Source organism: Cystobacter fuscus DSM 2262, from assembly GCF_000335475.2.
Classification (GTDB): Bacteria; Myxococcota; Myxococcia; order Myxococcales; family Myxococcaceae; genus Cystobacter; species Cystobacter fuscus.
The window spans coordinates 561,576-582,182 of record NZ_ANAH02000004.1; the positions used below are offsets into that span (position 1 = coordinate 561,576).

The 20,607-nt window shown below is 69.0% G+C and carries 17 protein-coding genes; 7 read left to right on the forward strand and 10 right to left on the reverse strand.

The genetic code is table 11. From position 1 onward, the window contains the following. Positions 1–26: 26 nt before the first annotated feature. The 8 genes from D187_RS06970 to D187_RS07000 all read right to left on the reverse strand — a co-directional run bounded on the left by D187_RS06970 (position 27) and on the right by D187_RS07000 (position 9,552). Entirely contained in the window at positions 27–317 is a 291-nt protein-coding gene (locus tag D187_RS06970; RefSeq protein WP_211241466.1) for a MafI2 family immunity protein, read from the reverse strand. After that, a complete protein-coding gene (locus D187_RS06975; protein WP_002628422.1) occupies positions 307–540 on the reverse strand; it encodes an RHS repeat domain-containing protein in 234 nt (77 codons plus the stop codon). Before D187_RS06975 ends, D187_RS06970 begins: the two co-directional genes overlap by 11 nt. Before the next feature lie 212 nt (positions 541–752). Beyond that, positions 753–1,031 carry a hypothetical protein gene (locus tag D187_RS06980; RefSeq protein ID WP_002628423.1) on the reverse strand — a complete coding sequence of 93 codons (279 nt, stop codon included), beginning with the start codon at positions 1,029–1,031 and terminating at the stop codon, positions 753–755. A 1-nt stretch (position 1,032) separates the two neighbouring features. Continuing rightward, positions 1,033–1,602, reverse strand: coding sequence for an RHS repeat-associated core domain-containing protein (locus D187_RS49555; RefSeq protein WP_211241467.1), 570 nt, complete (start codon positions 1,600–1,602; stop codon positions 1,033–1,035). A 45-nt stretch (positions 1,603–1,647) separates the two neighbouring features. Further along, a complete protein-coding gene (locus D187_RS54805; protein WP_155893202.1) occupies positions 1,648–2,016 on the reverse strand; it encodes a hypothetical protein in 369 nt (122 codons plus the stop codon). 6 nt (positions 2,017–2,022) lie between these two features. Continuing rightward, positions 2,023–6,111 (reverse strand): DUF6531 domain-containing protein, encoded by a 4,089-nt coding sequence (locus D187_RS06990; RefSeq protein ID WP_002628424.1) that lies wholly within the window; start codon positions 6,109–6,111, stop codon positions 2,023–2,025. Further along, entirely contained in the window at positions 6,111–7,412 is a 1,302-nt protein-coding gene (locus D187_RS06995; protein ID WP_002628425.1) for a hypothetical protein, read from the reverse strand. The genes D187_RS06990 and D187_RS06995 overlap by 1 nt, the downstream gene beginning before the upstream one ends. Positions 7,413–7,437: 25 nt before the next feature. Continuing rightward, complete coding sequence (locus D187_RS07000; protein ID WP_051256237.1) at positions 7,438–9,552, reverse strand: type VI secretion system Vgr family protein; 2,115 nt, start codon at positions 9,550–9,552, stop codon at positions 7,438–7,440. Between the two features lie 99 nt (positions 9,553–9,651). Here D187_RS07000 and D187_RS07005 point away from each other — a divergent pair, with 99 nt between their 5' ends. The 6 genes from D187_RS07005 to D187_RS07030 all read left to right on the forward strand — a co-directional run bounded on the left by D187_RS07005 (position 9,652) and on the right by D187_RS07030 (position 15,949). Next, a complete protein-coding gene (locus D187_RS07005; protein WP_002628427.1) occupies positions 9,652–10,689 on the forward strand; it encodes a Gfo/Idh/MocA family protein in 1,038 nt (345 codons plus the stop codon). Positions 10,690–10,700: 11 nt separating this feature from the next. Next, positions 10,701–11,357 (forward strand): HAD family hydrolase, encoded by a 657-nt coding sequence (locus tag D187_RS07010; RefSeq protein ID WP_020917833.1) that lies wholly within the window; start codon positions 10,701–10,703, stop codon positions 11,355–11,357. A 239-nt stretch (positions 11,358–11,596) separates the two neighbouring features. Continuing rightward, a complete protein-coding gene (locus D187_RS49560) occupies positions 11,597–12,052 on the forward strand; it encodes a helix-turn-helix transcriptional regulator (RefSeq protein WP_002628429.1) in 456 nt (151 codons plus the stop codon). After that, positions 12,049–12,441, forward strand: coding sequence for a hypothetical protein (locus tag D187_RS07020; protein WP_002628430.1), 393 nt, complete (start codon positions 12,049–12,051; stop codon positions 12,439–12,441). The genes D187_RS49560 and D187_RS07020 overlap by 4 nt, the downstream gene beginning before the upstream one ends. A 39-nt stretch (positions 12,442–12,480) precedes the next feature. Further along, complete coding sequence (locus D187_RS07025; protein ID WP_002628431.1) at positions 12,481–14,598, forward strand: two-component system sensor histidine kinase NtrB; 2,118 nt, start codon at positions 12,481–12,483, stop codon at positions 14,596–14,598. Further along, positions 14,588–15,949, forward strand: coding sequence for a sigma-54-dependent transcriptional regulator (locus D187_RS07030; protein WP_043428597.1), 1,362 nt, complete (start codon positions 14,588–14,590; stop codon positions 15,947–15,949). The genes D187_RS07025 and D187_RS07030 overlap by 11 nt, the downstream gene beginning before the upstream one ends. Positions 15,950–15,958: 9 nt before the next feature. On the opposite strand, the gene D187_RS07035 is transcribed toward D187_RS07030, so the two are convergent. Beyond that, on the reverse strand, positions 15,959–16,510 hold the full coding sequence (locus tag D187_RS07035) for a hypothetical protein (RefSeq protein ID WP_245591628.1): 552 nt from the start codon (positions 16,508–16,510) through the stop codon (positions 15,959–15,961). Positions 16,511–17,121: 611 nt separating this feature from the next. Between D187_RS07035 and D187_RS07040 the strand changes: the two genes are divergently transcribed. Beyond that, positions 17,122–18,468, forward strand: a complete 1,347-nt coding sequence (locus D187_RS07040; RefSeq protein WP_002628434.1) for an FG-GAP repeat domain-containing protein — start codon at positions 17,122–17,124, stop codon at positions 18,466–18,468. Between the two features lie 10 nt (positions 18,469–18,478). On the opposite strand, the gene D187_RS07045 is transcribed toward D187_RS07040, so the two are convergent. Continuing rightward, the gene (locus D187_RS07045) at positions 18,479–20,452 is read right to left on the reverse strand and encodes a potassium transporter Kup (protein WP_081713594.1); all 1,974 of its coding nucleotides are present in this window, start codon (positions 20,450–20,452) and stop codon (positions 18,479–18,481) included. Between the last annotated feature and the right edge of the window lie 155 nt (positions 20,453–20,607).

A 20,607-nucleotide genomic window follows, 5' to 3' on the forward strand; every position in this document is an offset into this window, starting at 1 on the left:
GAGCTTCGTGAGGGGCCTCGGACGACCTACTCCTTCCGGCCGAAGACCACCCTCCCCGGAAGATCGAGTTCCGCGATGGGCCGAGCGTCCACGATGACCTTCACGTCAAGCTCGATGCCGTGGGTTTGGAGCGCCTCGAACTCAAAGGCGATGTCATCCAGTTCCTCCCGGTCATCCGGGTCATCTCGTTCAAGAATGAAGCGAAGACAAACAGTCCTGGGGGAGAGCAGTTCCAGGGTGACCCTGCGGAAGTTGGGCGTGATGGCGCCAATCATCGCCTGCATGAGGTTGAGTACCTGCGAATTCTCATCGGTCATGGCAGAGCCTATTGGCCTCCACGCCGCCCGGCATCCATCGCGCCACCTCCAGCCCGCCCGCGTCCCGCTCCAGGGTCACCTTGCTCGACTCGTTCTCCGCCTCCACCAGCGCCCCGTCCGGTCGATAGCGGAAGGCGCTGAAGGTGCCATCTCCGTACTCCACCCGCGTCAGCCGTCCGGTCTCGTCGTAGGACAGGTGCCGTCTCCTGCCGCTGGGTTGCACGGCCCGCGACCGCCTCCCGGGTGTGCAACATCTCCTCGAATAGCGCTTCGAGGAGGATTGTGCACCTTCGTTCATCTCTCCAATGCGACATGGGTATACCGAATTGTCATTCCAGATAGCCGCATATGACTCCCTCGTTCGCCGCTTGTGGACGTGAGGAGGATGCATCAGGGGCATGCCCATTCGGTCGCTGACGTGAATGCCTGCTTCTTTCAAACCGGTTTGTAAGCACGGGGTTGACGGGGCAGATTCGAGTAGATGTCCTGTCCCTGCTCTTGCCACCAGTACTCGCGATACTCCGAGGGCTGCTTGTACTCGAAGATGGCTACCACTCCGAGAAGTCCGCAGGGAGTTTGTGCCATGAAGTCCCAGCCGTCCTTCTCCGCGCAATACATGTCGATTGACTCGTCGAGCCAGACCTGGAAGCCCTTCTTCTGTAGAATCAAGAGGGCAGTGTTGTAAACGTTGGTATATTCAGAAAGAGCGGGCATTTTATCTCCTGATCAGCCGAATGGCCTCTTGAGGGATCGGACCTCTGAACAAGACCTCTTCGGCGCGTTTTGCATTGCGTCTGCTGGTTAGGTCTTTTGAGACGGCGTTGAGAACGTTTCCATGGTCTATGAACTTGGCGCCCAATTGGATGGCTTTGTCCACATCGATAGCGACCAAGCCGTTCTTGCTAGAGAATGTTTTTGTAGCTTCTGGGGATATATGACCGGATTTCTTCCCGGCGACGTGATCCGCGATGCTTCCTCCTTCCCCCTTGGGGACAAGCCCGAGTCCAGAGTCAAAATTTACTCTATCATCAAAGCTAAGTTCTCGGTAAACCTCGTTACATGGTTTCTTGGAAAGACCAAGAGGGTCGGTAGCGGAGAGAGGGTCCTCGGGGTAGCCATAGAGGCTGGGCCCAGCGGCAAGCCCAAGGGGGTCCTGGCTGATGTAGCGCCCGGCGTACGCGTCGTAGTAGCGGAAGCGGTTGTAGAGGAGGCCTGTTTCCTCGTCCTCGTACTGTCCCGGCCAGCGCCAGGGGCAGTGCTGGAGGGCCACGTCGGCCTTGCCCACGCCGAAGGCATCCAACTGCATGCGCCAGGCGAGTTGCCCCAGTTCCTATTGCGGCTTACCAGACCAACCGTCGACGGAAAGTTCGACTCCTGGGATCTGCCCCAACAAATGAGCGACAAAGCTGGAGATGTCCACGCTGGCACTTGTTCGTTCCGTCTCGGGCACCAATGGCCATGGGAACTCAGGCGCATCAACCTGAAGTGTATAGCGTCCATCTGTCCCACCCAGTTCCACACTCAACCCAAGGAACCGGCGGGCCAAACGAACGGCAGGTACCTCATCCCATATCCCGGAGTTCTCTCCGATGAATTCGATGCCACCGAAAAGCTGTTCAGAGAGCTTGTGGGCGAGCATCATCAAGGGGTCTGGACTGGTGAAGTCTACATAGACGACAGGGAATTTGAGAGATTTCATTTGTAGTTACCTCAGCAGATATCTTTCGTCCGCACCAACCTTTTCGAATTCGGCTTCGGAGAAAACTCTGACCTTGAATGTGTCGGCTTGACGAACTCCCGGAATTGACTTCACGCTCGCACCGACATCTCCAATAAGCCCCCGGTATTCAGGGAGTCTACCCAGATTGCGGAACCCTCCGGCGTTCGCGTCCACCCGAGCCGCCAGCGCGTCACTCACGACGAAGGCGTCGACATCAAAATCCGTTGGATCGAAGGGCGCCCCCTTTTTGTGGGCCCCCTTTGCTCCGCGAGCCAAAGATCCCCGGAATCCTACCTTTGCATCAGGGAACGCTTTCCGGAGTGCAGTGAGTGCAGTTGCCGCAGCCTCTTGCTTCTTTGCCAGTTCCGGACACCCAGTCAGACCCAAGGGGTCAGTGGCGGAGAGGGGATCTTCGGGGTAGCCATAGATGCTGGGTCCAGCCGCCAGCCCCAGGGGGTCCTGGCTGATGTAGCGTCCGGCGTACGCATCGTAGTAGCGGAAGCGGTTGTAGAGGAGGCCTGTTTCCTCGTCCGCGTACTGTCCCGGCCAGCGCCAGGGGCAGTGCCGCAGGGCCACGTCGGTTTTGCCCACTCCGAAGGCGTCCAACTGCATGCGCCAGGCGAGTTGCCCCAACTCGTCGTACATCTCGGTGGGTGCACCCAGGTGGTCGGTCACCACGGCATAGCGCCCGGTGGTGTCCTCCTTGGCGAGAGGGGCGAAGCTCTCGGGCTCGAACAGCCAGGTGGTGAGTCCCTCGGACGAGGCCACCTCGTGCAGGGGCACGTGCCCGTCCCATACGAAACGCACCTCACGTCCGGGGGCTGATAGGTCCTCCGCCTCCGCGCTCAGCACGACCTTTCGTGTGCGTCGAGCCAGCGCGTCATAGTCCAGGAGCACGCGCTGGCCGTCCGGCCGCTGCACCTCTCGCAGCAGGCCCGCTCCATTCCAGTTGTAGCGCCAGGTGCCTTGGGGTGTTTGCTTCTCGGTCAGGTTGCCGTCGGCGTCATGGGTGTAGTGGATGCCGTCCGCCTCCCGCAGGCGTCCGCCCGGGCCATAGCGCCTGTCCTCCCGTCCCGGTTGGCGGTAGAGGTTGCCCACCACGTCCATGGCTCGGTGCTGGAGACTGCCGTCGGGCCGCCTCTCTCCCACCAGTCGTCCCCGGACGTCGTGGATGTAGTCGGTGGGGCCATGCGCCGCGTCGGACATGGCCGCCAACTGCCCCTCGGATCGCCAGCGCCAGGTTCGCCGGGCCACCGTGCCGCCTCCCACCCGCGTGCGTCGCTCGGTGGGGCGGCCGGCCTCGTCGTGCTTCCAGGTGGCCTCCACTCCGCCCGGCATCCACCGCGCCACCTCCAGCCCACCCGCGTCCCGCTCCATGCGCACGGCCCACTCGGGCCTGCTCGGCGAGGTGTAGGTCACCCCCCGCACCGAGCCCAGCGCGTCCCGCAGCATCTTCTGGTGCGCGCCCAGCGTGCTCTCCACCTCCACCCGGTGGCCCGCTGGCGAATAGCGCGACGTCACCTCCCCGTGCGCCTGCTTCTCGGCCACCACCCGCCCGAGCGCGTCTCGTTCCAGGGCCACCTTGCCCGACTCGTTCTCCGCCTCCACCAGCGCCCCGTCCGCCCGGTAGCGGAAGGCGCTGAAGGTGCCATCGCCATACTCCACCCGTGCCAGCCGTCCGGCCTTGTCGTAGGACAGCTGCCGTGTCCGCCCGCTGGGTTGGATGGCCCGCGTCAGCCGCCCAGCCGCGTCGTATTGGTAGGTCCACGCGGCTCCGTCGAAGCCCTCCTCGCGCACCACCTGCCCCAGGGCGTCCCGCGTGAAGCGGTACACCTCGCCCGCCTCGTTCGTCACCTCCACCAGCCGGCCCTCGGCGTCATGGCGCCAGCTCAGCCGGGTGCCCGCCTCCTCCCGGAAGGCGGGCCAGTGGAAGCCCTCGTAGCCCAGGCGTACCTGCCGCAGGGGTCCCTTGACCTCCAGCAGGTTGCTCTCCGCGTCGTAACGGCTCTCGAGCACCTCGCCGCCGGGCCCCTCCACCCGCACGGGCCTGTCCAGCAAGTCGTATTGCACCCGCTCCCCGCCACCGCGCGCATCTCGCAGCGCCACCCTCCGGCCTCGTCGGTCATACGACAGGCGCACCAGTCCTCCCGTGGGGAGGTGGACCCGAGTCGGGTTGCGGTGCTCGTCATACCCATACTCCGTCCGCTCGCCGCCTCCACCCACCTCCGCCACCAGGAGGCCGTCCGCGTACTCGTAGCGCCGCGTCTCCCCCAGGGGATTGGTTTCCTCCAACCGCTGGCCTCGCGCGTCGTAGCGCCAGCGCCACGTGCCCCCGTTGGTGTCGGTCGCCTCCTCGGGCTGGTTGTGGGCGTTGTAGCGCACCGTCACCGCGGCCCCGTCCGGCCCCTCCACCTTCGTGCGGTTGCCCCGTGCGTCGTATTCGTAGCGCGTGGTGTGTCCCAGCGCGTCTGTCTCCGCCACCAGGCGCAGCGCCTCGTCGTACTCCTTGCGCTTCTCCCCTCCCAGCGCGTCCACCTCCCGCACCACCACGCCGCGTCCGTCCGACTCGTACGTGGTGGTGTGGCCCAGCGAGTCCGTCACCTCGGTGATGTGTGCCTGTCTGTCGTAGCGCAGCCGGTGGTGGAAGATGCCACCGTCCCCCCACGTGCGCATGCACCAGGCGTCCGGACCCTGTCCGTCGTACTCGAAATGAAAGGAGAGTCCCGTTCTGTCCGTCTCCCGGATCAGCAGCGCGCCCTCGTAGGCGTAGCGCATGGCCTGGTCCAGGGCGTCTCGCGCCTCCAGCAGGTGCCCCGCCTCCGAGTACACATAGCGGTTGTGCGTCACCTGTCCCGGCTCGCGTGGATGTGGCAGTGCCACCCGGATGAGGCGTCCCGCCGCGTCACTCTCGAAGAGCACCCGTCGGCCCGCGCTGTCCCTCACCCACCGCAGCCGGCCCTGTCCGTCGTACTCGTACTCCACCGAGTGCCCCACCCGGTCGCGCGTGCGGACCACCCGGCACACGCCCGCCTGCCGCTCCCCGGGTACCCGCCGCAGCTCGTGCGTGAGGCCATCCGCTGCTTCCACCTCCCAACGCAGCTCGCCCACCCGAAGCAGCGTCAGCCTGTCCACGGGTGAGTAGAGCTGCGCGCCCACGGGCATGCGCTTCCTGGGAAAGCCCGTGGTGTCGAACTCGAGCTCCCGCCCATCCTCCGCCCGGTACACCACCCGCCCGTCTTCCTCCCACACCGCGAGGTCCAACGAGTGGCTCCACCCGTACCCCATCGCCGTGTCCCGCCACCCCAGGCTGGAGGAGTAGTGGCGGGTGAAACGCAACGGAATGGGTCCCGGCAACTCCCAGTCCGTCGCCTCCGTCACCACCCGCCCCGTCACCACGTCCACCGGGTGTCCCGTCAGCGTGCAGATGGCTTTGTGCACCCGGTCCCGGGCACGCTGGCTCAACCCCAGCTTGTCCATGACGCCGGCCGCCTTGCGGTGGATGCGGTCCGACAGCGCCTTCATCCTCCGGCTGCCCTTCTGCACCCGGCGCAGCTTCTTCAATCCCTTGAGCAGGCCCCCCATCGCCAGGTTCATCCCCAATCCCATCAGGGAGATGGTGGGCGGCCCTCCCACGAACACCGGAGGTCCGGCGGGAATGGACAGCGCGATGGACAGGGGCAACAGCAGCGTCTTCGCTCCGGGCCCCTTCTTGCGCGGCGGCGAGGGCATGCCGATGTCCTGGCAGCTCAACACCGGCAGCAGCATGTAGGTGAAGGGCTCGTCCTCCACCACCACGGTGGCGCTGCCCATGAACGTCTCGTTCTCGTTGCCCGGCGGCTTGGCGAACACCCCGCCAATGGGGAAGTGCGGAGGCAGCGTGCGCCCGCCCGTGCCCGCTTGCGCCCGGGGCAGCCCGTTCACCTTCACTGTCGCCCCGATGAGCGGCAGGTAGTCGAACGGGTCGAACACGATTCCAATATGCGGGTGGGGAATGGGCACCACCGCCCCCGGCGGGGTGATGATGAAGTGGATGTCCACGCCCAGCACGGGGTCGAGGTGCTTCACCGCGAGCATCACTGTCCCCCCGCGGCCGGAGCTTCCGGCCGCCAGTCCTGGCCCAGCACCGACTCGACTTCCAGTTCCATTTCCCGGGCCGCCCGAGGCCCCCGCCGCTCGTGGCTCAGCCTCACCAGCGCCTCCGCCACGTAGGGCAGCGTTGAGGTCTCCCTCGTCGCGGCGTCCATGGCCCGGCCCACGTCCCACGCGCGCTGGCCGTGCGCCCACGCCCGCTCCACCTCCTTCTGGAGCTCGCAGCACCAGCTCGCCATCCGCCAGCACTCCAACTCCATGCGCGCGTCCTTCAACGTGCGCGCCAGGGACGCCGTCTCTTCGTACAGCGTGGCCGCCTGGGCGTACTCCTGGGCCGTCACCCGCGCGGCGCCCTGCGCCAGTCGCGCCTTGAGTCGCAGCGGCGTGCCCTCCGGTGCACCCTTGGCCTCCGCCTGTTCGGCCGCCGCCTCCGCTTGACGGTAGTGCTCGAGCGCCTCGCGCGGCCGCTGCGCCCCCAGGTGTGCTCCCCCCATCACGAAGCGCGCCGTCACCACCAGCGAGTCCAGCCCGTGCGCGGCCGCCACCGCCACCGCCCGTGCCCCCAGCTCCTCCACCTTGTCCACGTGCCCCTTCGTCGCCGCGTTGCCCATCCGCACGAACAGCTCCCGGAACTGTCCTCCCGGCGTGTCCACGTGCCCGGCCTCCCGCGATAGCTCCTCCAGCGCTCGCCCCATGTCCAATCTCGCCGGAATTGTCACCACCCGCTCGGGGAGCAGCTCCGCCAGCGGCTCCAGCGCCAGGGTCCTCGCGTCATCCAGCACCACCAGTCGGACATGCGGGGCCTTCGCCTTCCCCACCGCGCGCCGCAACCACTCGCGCCAGGCGCTCGCGTCCGTTCCCCTCACCGGCAGCAGCACCAGGACGAGGTGCTCGCACAGGTCCTCGTAATGGTCTCGCAGGGACTCGCACGCGGCGAGGAAGGCTTCCTCGTCCGTCGCGCCCTCCTTCACCGGAGGACACCTCCAGCCCGACAGGCTCTCTTCCTCCAGTCCGGCGCGGCTCTCCTCCTCCATCCGTACCAGGGCCTCGCGCAGCGCGTGCCCGTACCGCGCCGGCTCGTCGAAGGGCTCCTCCAGGCGCAGGAAGAGGTCCGGACACTCCCCGAGCCGCTCGTCCTCCTCCTTTCGCAGGAAGGCCTCCACCATGCGCACCTCGTCCGGCTCCACCACCCAGCGCAACAGGCGCGCCTCGGGAAGCTGGGCGAACTCCGTCCACTGGTCGTGCAGCACGTCCAGCCGCCGCTCCACCGCGTTCTTCTTCACCATCGGGGCTCCTCCGGTGCGTCCTGGCTCACCCGCCGTCCGCGGGCGTCGGCTCGGTGGGCTGCGCGTCCGCGGGCTCCTCCGGCTTGACGGGCTTCACGCCCTGGCCATCGAGCGGCGCGCCCCCGCTGTTGAGGTTGAGCACCGTCCCCATCACCGAGATGCTGGCCTGATCCAGGGTGATGAAGTTCGCCCCCACCTTCAGCGTCAGTCCTTGGGTCGCTTCAATCACCACCGTGGGGGCGCTCAGGTGGATTTCGTTGCCCGCAGACAGCGCGTGGTTGATGCCCACCTTCACCTGCAAGTCATTGCCGAGCGTGATGGACCAGGTGTCCCCCACATGCTCGTTGCGCTTGCCGGTGATGGTGAGGTGGCTGTCCGCGTCCACCTTCTCCTTGCGGCTCGCCTTGACGTGGATGTCCTGGTTGCCTGCTCCGTCGATGCCTCCCACCAGCAGTTTCAGGTCCCCGCCGATGTGCTCCTGGCGGTGGCGGTGCACCTTGAGGCTCTGGTCCCGTTTCACTCGCTCGTTCTGGTCCCTTCCGATGGTCTGGTGCCTGTCGTTGAGGATGTCCTCCAGGGAGTCGTTCTTGACGTGCACGTCCATGTTGCGCTGGGCGTGCATGAACACCTGCTCGGCGCCCTTCTTGTCCTCGAAGCGCAGCTCGTTGAAGCCCCCTCCGCCCGGCGACGAGTTCGTCCGGATGCTGCTCTTCGTCTTCTGGTCCGGCAGGGGATGGGGCGGAGGATTGACCCCGTTGTACACGCGTCCGGTGATGAGCGGACGGTCCGGATCTCCCTCGATGAAGTCGACGACGACCTCCTGGCCGACGCGCGGAATGAACATGCCGCCCCAGGACTCGCCCACCCAGGGCTGGCTCACCCGCACCCAGCAGGAGCTCCTGTCATCGTGCTGGCCCTCCCGGTCCCAGTGGAACTGGACCTTTATCCGGCCATGCTCGTCGACGTGGATCTCCTCGCCGGCGGGGCCCACGACGATGGCCGTCTGGATGCCGCGCACCACGGGGCGCGGTGTGCGCCGGGGCGGCCGGAAGGGCACCTTCGCGGAAATACAGGAGAAGGTATTGGAGTAGCTGAACGCACCGGACGGCGCCTCCTCGTCCAGCACCTGCGGCTGGTGGCCCCGGTGTCCCACGCCCGTCAGCAGATAGCGGGTGTTGAAGTCACTCCGGGCGTGCTCGGAGAGGGTGAAGAAGGCGCCCGGGAGCAGCCGCTCGCAATCACTCTCGCCCTGGCCCACCTGGCGCCGGGCCTGCAACTCCTCCAGTCGCAGCTTCGCGATGCCTCCCCCCTTCGCTGAGGAGCCCCGCGCTGGCTCCTGGTACTCGCCCGGATAGTCATACACTTCCAGGTCCGTGTCCTTCCCGGCCTCATGCCTGGCGTCCATGGCCAGTTTCGGCTTCTTGAAGTTGAAGTCGCGCAGGCTCACTCGTCCCGATTGGATCTCCTCCGAGAAACGGAAGCCGAGGATCTGCTCTACCTCGGTGACGAGCCCGCGCTCGTGGCGGAAGACGAGCGCCTCGCCACCCACGATGGGTTGGCAGGCCCCCGGGGCATCTCCCATGACGAGCACGTGCTTGTCCTCATGGTGCTCGAAGAAGTGGAAGATGCCGTCCTCCTCCATGAGCCGGCAGAGGAAGTCCCAGTCGGACTCGCGGTACTGCACGCAGTAGTTGCGGGGCTCATAGGTGCTGCTCAGCCGCAGCTCGAAGTGCTCACCGGAGATGCCCGCCCGGCGCAACACCTCCTGGAGGATGTCCGGGGTGGCGAGGTCCTGGAAGATGCGGCTGTCCCGCCGGTGCTGGAGGCGCCACACCAGGGGCACCAGGGTGGCCTGGTAGAGGGTGTAGCGCGGCTTGCTCCCCACCTGCTCGAAGCGCGAGACGATGCCGTGCACGTGGCGAGGCGCCTGTTCGCCCTCGATCGTCAGCAGGGCCTGCTGGCCCACCACGTCCGAGAAGCTCAACGCCGCATCCTCACAGGCCAGCTCGAGCTGGAACTCATAGAGGTTCGACAGGTGCTCGTGTCCGGAGAAGCTCACGACACGCAGCGGCGCCGCGCCGCCAGACACCTCGAACCGGAACAAGGACGTGCTACCCACCACGGCGGTACGTGCGACCATGCGCCTGAACTTATTTCACTGAAGGTAAAGCGGGCAGGAGTGAAATGGAGTCCCACGCGCGCACCCACACGGTGCGTGTCGGCTGCTAGGGTCGGACGCATGAGTGCCTTTCCCTCCGCCCTGCCCGAGCCCGACATCACTCCCCTGCGCGGAGGGCCCGTGTTGCGCTGGGGCGTGCTCGCGCCCGGCCGGATCGCGGGGGCCTTCGTCTGGGCGCTCCACCAGCACACCGACCAGCGCGTGCACGCCGTGGCCTCGCGCGAGCCCGAGCGCGCGCGGAGCTTCGCGGCGACGTATGGCATCGCGCGGGCCCACGGCTCCTACGAGCAGCTCGTGGCGGACCCCGACATCGACATCGTCTACGTGGCCTCGCCCCACAGCGGGCACAAGGCGCAGGCCCTGCTCGCCATCGCCGCGGGCAAGCACGTGCTCGTGGAGAAGCCCTTCGCGCTCAACGCCGCCGAGGCCCGGGAGATCGCCCAGGCCGCGCGCGCGGCGGGCGTGTTCGCCATGGAAGCCATGTGGACGCGCTTCCTCCCTCAGACCGTGCTCATCGACCGGCTCCTGCGCGACGGCGTGCTCGGCGATCCCCGCCTCGTCGTGGCGGACTTCGGCGTCCGCTTCGACTTCGAGCCCGAGGGCCGCATCTTCAGTCCCGCGCTCGGCGGCGGGGCCCTGCTCGATCTCGCCGTCTACCCCCTGTGGTTCGCGCACTTCGTGCTTGGCACGCCCGCTCGGGTGCTCGCGACGGGCGTGCTCGCGAAGACGGGCGTGGATGGGCAGACCGCGCTCGTGTTGACCACGGACTCGGGCGCTCAGGCGCTCGTGCACACCTCGCTCTTCGTCGACACTCCCAACGAGGCGGCCATCAGCGGCACGCTCGCTCGCCTCCAGGTGGAGTCGCGCTTCATCGCCCCCGGGGGCTTCACGCTCTCCTCCCCCACCGGGGAGAAGCGGCTGCGCTGGAGTGATTCCTCCGCCTTGAGCGGCAGCGGCGGCCTCGCCTACCAGGCCACGGCGGCCGCCCGGCACATCGCCGAGGGCCTCACCGAGTCGCCATTGCATCCGCTCGCCCGCTCCATCGCCGTGCTCGAGACGATCGACGCGGCACGCCGTCAGGTTGGCTACGTTCCGTGAGGGGACGGGCCATGGGAGTGACGCGGATGGTGACGGACGTCGTGTTCGATTTCGATGGGACGCTGGTGGACTCGCGCGCGCTGGTCCTCCGGCTCTACAACGAGATCGCCCGGCGCCGGGGCTTCAGCCTGTTGACCGCGAGCAACCTGGAGGAGATGCGCGGCCTGCCGCTGCTCGAGCGGGGCCGGCGCCTGGGGGTGTCTCCCTTTCACGTGCCCGGGCTGGTGGGCGAGTTCCTCCAGAACTACCGCAAGGAGCTGTCCGGGCTCGGCTTCTACGAGGGCATCCCCGAGCTGTTGAGCGAGCTGCGCGCCCGGGGGCTGCGGGTGAGCATCCTGTCCTCCAACGAGGAGTCGAACATCCGCGACGTGCTGCGGCGGCACGGCGTGGAGGACTGGGTGGCGGGCATCCAGGGTGGCAGCCGCGTCTTCGGAAAGGCCCGGCCGCTGCGGGCGCTGATGAAGCGGCGCGGCCTGTCTCGCGAGCAGCTCGTCTACGTCGGGGACGAGCGCCGGGACGTGGAGGCGTGCCGGCAGGTGGGCGTGAGGATGATCGCCGTGTCGTGGGGCTTCGACTCCCTCTCCGCGTTGCGGGACGCCAACGCGGAGGTGATCGTCGACTCCCCGGTGCGCATCCTCGACCATCTGGAGCGCGCCCCGAGCCCCTGAGGCGGGGCAGGCTGCTCCAGCATCAGGCCGCGCGGACCTTCACCGTGACCCTGAGCGCGATCACTCCCGGTGGTCTTCCCCGACGGTGCGGGGAGGGCGAAGCCGCGAGCGCCCTACTTGAAACGGAGGGAAGTTGGCAAGTGACCGGCAAAATAGGATGACCTGTTGACTTGACGTCCAGGGTCGGTAGGGTTCGGGCCACCATGCCAAGTCACCTGCCCGCCGATGTCCGGAAACGATTGGCCCAGAGGCTTCGGGGAACGCTGCGCACCGCCCGCCAGAGCGCGGCGCTCACCCAGGAGCAGATGGCGCGGCGGATCGGCCTGGCCCCCTCCACCTACGGGCGCCTGGAGCGGGGGACGCTGGCCCCGGGACCCGCCACCCTGCGTCAGCTGTGCGCGGCCCTGTGTCTCACGCTGGAGTCCCTCGTCGGCTCGCGGTGTGCCGACGCCGTCCACCGCGCCGAGCGTCCCTCCCGGCGCCGACGTCCCGCGCGCCCGGCCGTCTCGCGCGTGCGCGCTCCCTCCCGCGCGGCGTACGCTCCGGCCCCACCTCCCGCGTCTTCTCTCTATCCGCTCGGCGTCACCGACCCGTGGAGCGTGATCGGAGTGCCCCGGTCCCCGGCCCCCGAGGTGCTCGCGTTGTTGCTCGTGCGGCGCGGCACGCCCCTGGCCTTCGTGGTGGACATGGGATGAACCGGCGCTTCCTCTATTGTGTCCTCCAGGGCCCCTCCTTCTCTCCCGCCCGCGCCGCCGAGCGCACCGGGCTCGCGCTCGTGGACGCGAACGAGCCCGGCGACGTTCCCCCCTCGGGACGCTACGCCGGCAAGGCCCTCGCCGACGGCAGCGCCCTGCTCGTGTTGCTCGATGACGACCTCATCCCCGGCGGCTCCGTCCTGGAGCCCCTGCGGGAATTGAAGGAAGCGCTGCCAGGCCTCCGGGCGCTCGGCGCCGCCCAGGCCACCCTCTCGCTCGTGGTCGCCTGGACGGGGGACTGCCACTTCTCGCTGTCTCCCGGGGAACTGGCGGAGCTCTCCGCGCTCGGGCTCCCGCTGGAGGTGTCCTGCCATCCGGCCGCGACGTAGCCCGGCGCCCGGGCTCCTGGCACACTCGGGGCCCCCGCCATGAACCGCAACGCCGCCGTCTCCGTGCTCCTCTTGTGCATCGCGCTCGCGAGCGTGGTGGTGGGCGTGGTGCACCTCATCCGAAGGGACCGGGCGGCGCTCGTGGAGCAGTTCGCGGCGGAGCGCACCGCCCAGGTGGACGCCGCGGCGCGCGAGGTGTCCGACGCGCTCGACGACGCGGCGGATGACCTGCGCTTCGCGGGCGAGCTGCTCTCGCGCCCCGGCTCCGTCACCGAGCACCGGCGCGAGCTGCTCGCGCTCCTGGAGGTGGTGGGGCAGTTCAAGGCCATCGTCGTGCTGGACGCCCAGGGGCAGTCGCGCTTCACCATCGTGGACCGGCGCGCGGGGCCGGCCGTCACGCGGGGCGCGGTGAGCACCGCCCTCACGGAGAAGGCCCGCGAGGCGCTCGCGCGCGCGCCCGGGGACATACTCACCTCTCTGCCCGTGGCCGCCGCGCCCGGGGACTGGTACCGCATCTTCGCCACGGCGTACGCGCCCGGCGAGGACGGGCCGGGGGGCGCCCTGGCGGTGCTGGTGGACACCGAGGCCTTCTTCGCCCCCCTCAAGCTCGTCACCACCCAGCCCGAGGTGCGGCTGTTGCTCATCGGCACGCACGGCCTGCCCATCCGCGCGAGCGCGCCCACGCTGCTGGAGTGGGTGAACCGGGTGGACCTCGCGTCGGACGCGGTGCCGGGCTTCGCCGCCCTGTTGCGCCGCCTGCGCGCGGGCGAGCGCGGCACGGTGCGGCTGCCCGAGGGCGAGGCGGCTCGCCTGGGCCTGGGCGCGGCGGACGCCATCGCCGCCTATACCCCCGTGCGCATGCGCGGCGGTCCCTTCTGGGGCGTGGCCCTGTTCGCCTCCACCGAGGAACTGCGCGCCCACGAGCGCGGCGTCATCCTGCGCGTGGCGCTCGGCGCTTCCCTGGTGACCTTCTTCCTCGTCGTCTTCGGCGCCTACGTCATCATCGCCTCGCGCCGCGCCCTCGCGCTCCAGGAGAGCCGCCGCCACGCGGATCAGCTCGCCCACCTGCACGAGAAGACGCAGAAGATCCTCGACAACATCCCCACCGGCGTCCTGGCGCTGTCGGCCGACGGGCACATCACCGCGGTGAACCAGGCCCTGCGCGAGCGCCTGCCCCCCACCGCCGTGGGCGCGAGCCTCCGCGAGTCCTTCCCGGACGCGCCCGCCGCGGTGGTGGACCGGCTCGTGTCGCTCGTCGAGGAGGCGTGCGCCACCGAGCGCGTGCTCAGCCTGCATGGCGAGCCCCTGCCGCTCTTCGGCGCCGAGGGCCAGTACCGCATCCACGCCGTGCCCCTGGAGCGGCACGACGCCGAGGTGCGGGTGCTGCTCGTGGTGGAGGACCTGAGCGACGTGCACGCGCTCGAGTCGCAGCTGTTGCGCGCGGAGAAGCTGGCCACGGTGGGCATCCTCGCCGCGGGCATCGCGCACGAGATTGGCACCCCGCTGGGCGTGGTGCGCGGCCGGGCCGAGTACGTGGTGGGCAAGCTCGGCGCCCAGCATCCCCAGGCCCCGGGCATCCAGGTCATCATCGAGCAGATAGACCGGGTGAGCCGCACCATCCGCCAGCTCTTGGACTTCTCGCGGGTGCAGCCGGTGGCGGTGCGGGGCGTGGCGCTCGGGGGGCTGTTGCACGGCGCGCAGGAGCTGTTGCACGGCGAGGTGGAGCGGCGCCGCGTGCGGCTGGAGGTGGAGGTGCCCGAGGGGCTGCCGCCGCTGCTCGCCGAGCCGGACCAGTTGCAGCAGGTGGTGCTCAACCTGGTGCTCAACGCGTGTGATGCGTGCGAGCCCGGGGGCACGGTGCGGCTGGCGGCCCAGGTGGAGGCGCCGGGGACGCCGGGGGCGTGGAGCGGGGTGCGCCTGACGGTGCGGGACGATGGGTGCGGCATTCCCCCGGAGAGCCTCAACCGCGTGTTCGATCCCTTCTTCACCACGAAGAAGCGCGGCCAGGGCACGGGGCTGGGCCTGACGATGGTGGCGCAGATCGTCCGCAACCATGGGGGCCGCATCGAGTTGGAGAGTGAACCCGGGCAGGGCACGTGCGTGACGTTGTGGTGGCCCGTCACGCCCCCGCCGAGCGAGGAGCGGCATGCCGTCTGAAGGGCGAGTGCTGGTGGTGGATGACCACGTGGAGATGGCGCGGCTGCTCGCCGATGCCCTCACGGACGCGGGCTACACGGTGGACGTGGCCACGAGCGGGCGGGAGGCGCTCGCCGCGGTGCGCGGGCGCGTGCTGGACGCGGTGGTGTGTGATTTGCGCATGGAGCAGGTGGACGGCTTCGACGTGCTGGCGGCCGTGCGCGAGGCGGACCCCACGCTGCCGGTGCTCATCATGACGGCCTTTGGCGGGGTGGAGAACGCGGTGGAGGCCATGCGGCGGGGCGCCGCGCACTACTTCACCAAGCCCTTCCGGCTGGACGAGGTGCTGCTGTACGTGCAGCGCGCCATCGCCGAGCGGCGGCTGCGCGAGGAGAACCGCGCCCTGCGCCAGGCGGTGGGGGACCGCTCGGCGTTCGCGGCGCTGGTGGGCCGCAGCGCGCCCCTGCGGGCCTTGTACGAGCTCATCGAGCGCGTGGCGCACTCGCACGCGCCGGTGCTGGTGCGGGGCGAGAGCGGCTCGGGCAAGGAGCTGGTGGCGCGCGCGCTGCACTTCGAGGGGCCTCGCCAGGCGGGCCCCTTCGTGGCCATCAACTGCACGGCCATTCCCAACGCGCTGCTGGAGAGCGAGCTGTTCGGCCACGTGAAGGGCAGCTTCACGGGGGCCACCACGCCCCGGCGCGGCCTCTTCCTGGAGGCGGACGGGGGCACGCTCTTCCTGGACGAGATTGGCGACATGGCGCCCGAGCTCCAGGCGAAGCTGTTGCGCGTGCTGGAGGATGGCGAGGTGCGCGCGGTGGGCGCGGACGCGGCGCGCAAGGTGGACGTGCGCGTGGTGGCCGCCACGCACCAGGAGCTGGAAGCGCGCGTGCGCGAGGGGAAGTTCCGCCAGGATCTCTTCTACCGGCTCAACGTGGTGCCCCTGCGCGTGCCGGCCCTGCGCGAGCGGCGCGAGGACATTCCCTTGCTCGTGGAGCACTTCATCGCGAAGTCGCGCGAGCGCAACCCCCGCGCGCGCCTCACCGGCTTCACCCCCGAGGCGCTCGCCGCGCTCGCCGCCGCGCCGTGGCCGGGCAACGTGCGCGAGCTGGAGAACCTCGTGGAGCGGCTCGCCGTCGTCACCGTGAAGGAGACGGTGGACCTGCCCACGCTCCAGTTGCACGCGCCCGGAGTGACGGTGGACGTGCACCCGCTCGTGCAGGCGCAGACGCGGCTGGTGCCGCTGCGCCAGTTGGAAGGCGAGTACATCGCCTACGTGGTGGCGCAGTGTGGCGGCAACAAGACGCGCGCGGCGGAGATCCTCGGCATCGACGTGTCCACCATCCATCGCCGGGAGCGTGAGCGGGGAGGCTAGCGGAGGTGTCTAGGAATGGGGCCGCGCGGAGCGGAACTCCGCCGCGAACCCAAGCAGCCGGTGGATGGCCTGCTCATCATCTCCCTGGCATTCCTGGAGGAAGGGCCGGGGCCACTCCTGGCCCGCGGGGAGGGACTTCTCCTCGTGGAGCCAACGCTCGAAGCGAGGATATTCCTCATCCCGTGCACCCGCGAGGGCGAGGCACAACCGGTAGCCATCCACGAAGCCCGCCATTCGCCTCACGTCGATGGTCCCGATGAACATTCCCAGCCGCCCCGGCACCGTACCCACCTCCTGGCGGATGTTCAGCAAGACATCCAAGGTGGTCGGGGGCGGGCGCGAGAACGTCCAGGAGGGCGTCCGGAGTGCGGGATGCGGGCCCTGATAGAGCCAGCGAAGGGCCGCCAGGGATTGAGGTGGAAGGGCGCGGAACTCGGCGACGAAGTCCAGATACTTGCGGAGGGCCCGGTCCTGGTCACCCTGGAACTCCTCCAGATAGGCCGCCGCCCAACCCTGGCCGGGCAACGCCTGCTTGACGTCACGCAGCCAATCCCTGAACAACGCATCCGTCCCTACCTCGACTTCGAGGTTACGAAGGCATTCTTTGTAACCTACGATGAATCCTGTCACATGAGCCACATCGGGCATGCCGATGTATTGATAGGGTCCCCGGCCGCGAGCTGTCATGTCCTCACGGAGGGTCATGAGCACGTCCAGCAGGGGAACGGCGGTCTTCTCCTGAGAAGACATATCAGGGAGCCCTCGTGATGGTGTTCACGATCTGAGAGCGAATCGAGTCTACCGTCAGTACCTGCCCGGCCACGAGCCGGGGGATGGCTGGGGCACCCATCGCGGTTCCCGCCCATCCGCAAAGTACTAACAAGATAAACATGGACCTGATGTTTGACATGCGAGAGCGTGTTATACCACGCTTGAAGTCGAGCAAATGGCCCCCTGGTACGGCGTTGTCGAGGCCAGAACTCCTCCTTGCGTGCCCTGTTCCATCAATCGCCGAGGACCCGGCTGGCGTGGCCCGGTGTGGTGGCGCAGTGTGGTGAAAACAAGACGCGCGCAGCGGAACTCCCGGCATCGACGTTGTTCACCATCCAGCGAGCGCGAGCGCGGGTGGAGAGGTTAGATTCCGGGCCCTTCCCTTCCCGGAGGTCACCCGCGTGTCGTCGACGAGAAACTCCGCCGTTCCCACCCTGCGCCTGGTGCCGCTGTTGAGCGCGTTGTGTATGTTCCTCGTGGCGTGCCCCGGTGAGCCGCGGCCTCCTCCTCCCATCGGCAACCCTCCGGGAACGGGTGGGCCGGGGACTCCGGGGCCGGGGACGGGGTCCGACGCGGATGGCGGCCTCGTGCTGGCCAGTGATGGAGGCACCTTCGATGCGAAACCCTCGTGCACGGGAGGCTCCACGTCGTGCCAGGGCTCCTGTCCGGATGGCGGCGCCGTCTGCCTGGGCAACTGCGGCTTCCTGCCCCCGGTGCGCTATGCGCTCGGCGGAGAGCAGGCGGACCTGGCGGCGGGAGACCTGCAGAACGATGGCTTCGAGGATCTCGTCACGGCGGACACCGGCGGCAAGGTCATCTCCGTGCTGCTCAACCGCCGCCAGGGGCTCTTCCAGACGCCCAGCCTGTGGCGCGCCGAGCAGCCCACGTCCATGGCGCTCGCGAAGCTCGATGGGAACTCTTCCCTGGATGTGCTCACCACCAACAGTGGCAACTCCACGCTCGGGCTGTACCGGGGCCGGGGTGATGGCACCTTCGAGCGGCTCCTCTCCTCGCCGTCCGCGGCCCTGCTCCGCGACCTGAAGGTGTGGGAGGAGAACGGCAACCGGCGCGCCGCGGTGATCAAGGCGGACACCCAGGAGGTCTCCGTGTTCGCGGTGAACGGTGACGGTTCCTTGGGGACGGCGACTTCCTACCTCGCGTCTCCGGAGCCCCGGGCCCTGGTGGTCACGGACTTCAATGGGGATGGGCGCCCCGACCTCGCCGTCGCCCACGCGGCCTCCTGCGCCTCGACGCCGCAGGACACGACGTGCGAGTCCGTGAGCGTGCTGCTGGGCCAGAGCGATGGCACCTTCGCGGCGCAGCGCTTCACCCAGACGGGTGGCACGCCGCTCGGACTCGTGGCGGCGCGGCTGGACGGAGATGCCCAGGCGGATTTGATCGTCGCCGATTCGCGCCGCCATCAGGTGCTCGTGCTCATCGCGCGGGGAGATGGCTCCTTCTTCGTCCAGGCCTCCTATCCCACCGTCCGCTCGCCCTCGCGCCTGCTGCTCATGGACGTCAACCGCGACACGGTGCCCGACCTGGTGGTGGGCTCGTTGGGCAACGAGGTGGGCGTGCTGCTCGGCCAGCCGGGTGGGAGCTTCTCGCCGCAGGTGGCCCTGTCCGCCACCAACCTGGAGGCGGGCATCCGTGCCCTGGCCTCGTCGGACTTCGACAAGGATGGCTTCAACGACCTGGCCGTCCTCACCGGCTCGGGCGTGCAGCTGCTCTGGGGCATCTGCCGCTGACGCCCGTCCGCTAGAAATCCACCTGCGCGCCCAGCTCCATCACCCGCTGGGCGGGCAGCCGGAAGTGGTCCGTGGTGGGGGGCGCGTTGCGCAGCATCAACCGGAACAGCCGCTTGACCCACAGCGGCGCCCCCCGGCCGCGCCGCAGGCTCAGCATCACCCGCCCGATATAGAAGGTCACCGGATCGGCGAGCGCCTCCAGTCCGAGCTGGCGTGCCTGCTCCAGCACCCGCGGCACGTCCGGGTGCTCCATGAAGCCGTAGCGCGCCGTCACCCGCGTGATGCCCTGGCCATGGGACTGCCAGCTCACGCGCTCGGAGGGCTCCACCGACGCCGCGTTCTCGGTGACGACCGTGAGCAGCACCACCTGCTCGTGCATCGCCTGGTTGTGCTCCAGGTGGTGCAGGAGCACCGGCGGCGCGCCGTGTCTGGTGCCAGTCAGGAACACCGCCGTGCCACGCACCCGGGGCAGGGGGCTGCGCGAGAGCGCCTGGAGCAGCTTCTCCAACTCCACGGCGTGCGTGTCGCGCTTGTCGAACAGCAGCTCCAGCCCCCGCCGCCACACCTCCATCAGCAGGAAGACGACCGCGGCCATCACCAGCGGCAGCCAGCCGCCCTCGGAAATCTTGAGCAGATTGGCGCCCAGGAAGGAGACATCCACCAGGAGGAAGCCGGCCACCACGAGCCCGAGCGCCCACGGCGGCCAGTGCCAGCGCCGCCGGGCCACCGAGGCGAAGAGGAACGTGGTGATGAGCATGGTGCCCGACACCGCCAGCCCGTAGGCCGCGGCGAGCGACTGGGAGGAGCGGAAGTTGAGCACCACGGCGACGCACGCCGTCATCAGCGCCCAGTTGATGGCGGGCAGGTAGATCTGCCCCTCCTGCACCGAGGACGTGTGGCGCAGGGTCAGCCGCGGGCAGTAGCCCAGTTGGCTCGCCTGGTGGGTGAGGGAGAACACCGCGCTGATGAGCGCCTGGGACGCCACCACCGTGGCCAGCGTGGCCAGCACCACCATGGGGTAGAGCGCGTGGCCGGGCAGCGAGCGGAAGAAGGGGGCGTCGGCGGCCTCGGGGTGGTGCAGGAGGAAGGCGCCCTGGGAGAGGTAGCTCAACAGGAGCGAGGGCAGGGCGAGCGAGAACCACGCGAGCCGGATGGGCCGCCGGCCGAAGTTGCCCATGTCCGCGTAGAGCGCCTCGGCGCCGGTGAGGCACAGGATGACGGAGCCGAGCACCCGGAAGCCGTGCCAGCCCGACTCCTGGAAGAAGCGCACCGCGTGCCAGGGATTGAAGGCGGCGAGCACCGCGGGAGCGCGCAGCACGCCCCAGGCCCCGAAGGCCCCGATGCTCAGGAACCACAGCGCCACGATGGGCCCGAACACCACCCCCACCCGCCCCGGGCCCCAGGGCTGCACGAAGAAGAGCGCCAGGAGGATGAGCACCGTGAGCGGCACCACGTAGGGCTCGAAGACGGGCGTGGCCACCTTCAATCCCTCCACCGCCGAGAGCACCGAGATGGACGGGGTGATGACGCCATCCCCATACAAGAGCGCCGCGCCGAACAACCCGAGCCCCACCAGCACCGCGCGCCCCCGCCGCGAGCCGGCCGGTCGCAGCATCGCCACCAGCGCGAGGATGCCGCCCTCGCCCTCGTTGTCCAGGCGCAACAGGAGCGTGAGGTACTTCACGCACACCACCACGAGCAGCGACCAGATGATGAGCGACAGCACCCCGAGGACGTTGCCGGACGTCACCTCCACCGCGTGCGGTCCGTGGAAGCTCTCCTGGAGCGCGTAGAGGGGGCTCGTCCCCAGGTCTCCGAACACCACGCCCAGGCTGGTCAAGGTGAGCAGCGCGAGACCCTGGGGCGCCCGGCGCGTCTGTCCCAGGCGGGAAGGCCCCCGCCTCGTGGAATGGCCGCGCCTGGTGCCCGTGGCCCCTCGTGGGGTCTCCTCCGCTCGGTGTCCCACGGCTCCGAGCGTGCTCATCCGCGTGGCGTGGGGCAAGCACGCCGGGCCTCTCACCGGGAGCCACCCGCTCGCGCATGTCGCCCCGTGCACGCCCGGGCGCGGCCCCGTCTTTCACCCACGGGCGGTGGGGTGGAACGACGCGGCGCGCCGTCCCGCTCGGCGGACGCGCGGGG

Bases quoted from the DNA above. Each gene is read 5' to 3' on its own strand.
- D187_RS06990 (WP_002628424.1), bottom strand. From the start codon at position 6,111: ATGCTCGCGGTGAAGCACCTCGACCCCGTGCTGGGCGTGGACATCCAC.
- D187_RS07025 (WP_002628431.1), top strand. From the start codon at position 12,481: ATGAACCGCAACGCCGCCGTCTCCGTGCTCCTCTTGTGCATCGCGCTC.
- D187_RS07045 (WP_081713594.1), bottom strand. From the start codon at position 20,452: ATGAGCACGCTCGGAGCCGTGGGACACCGAGCGGAGGAGACCCCACGA.
- D187_RS07010 (WP_020917833.1), top strand. From the start codon at position 10,701: ATGGGAGTGACGCGGATGGTGACGGACGTCGTGTTCGATTTCGATGGG.
- D187_RS06995 (WP_002628425.1), bottom strand. From the start codon at position 7,412: ATGGTGAAGAAGAACGCGGTGGAGCGGCGGCTGGACGTGCTGCACGAC.
- D187_RS54805 (WP_155893202.1), bottom strand. From the start codon at position 2,016: ATGAAATCTCTCAAATTCCCTGTCGTCTATGTAGACTTCACCAGTCCA.
- D187_RS06970 (WP_211241466.1), bottom strand. From the start codon at position 317: ATGACCGATGAGAATTCGCAGGTACTCAACCTCATGCAGGCGATGATT.
- D187_RS07000 (WP_051256237.1), bottom strand. From the start codon at position 9,552: ATGGTCGCACGTACCGCCGTGGTGGGTAGCACGTCCTTGTTCCGGTTC.
- D187_RS07030 (WP_043428597.1), top strand. From the start codon at position 14,588: ATGCCGTCTGAAGGGCGAGTGCTGGTGGTGGATGACCACGTGGAGATG.
- D187_RS07020 (WP_002628430.1), top strand. From the start codon at position 12,049: ATGAACCGGCGCTTCCTCTATTGTGTCCTCCAGGGCCCCTCCTTCTCT.
- D187_RS07005 (WP_002628427.1), top strand. From the start codon at position 9,652: ATGAGTGCCTTTCCCTCCGCCCTGCCCGAGCCCGACATCACTCCCCTG.
- D187_RS06980 (WP_002628423.1), bottom strand. From the start codon at position 1,031: ATGCCCGCTCTTTCTGAATATACCAACGTTTACAACACTGCCCTCTTG.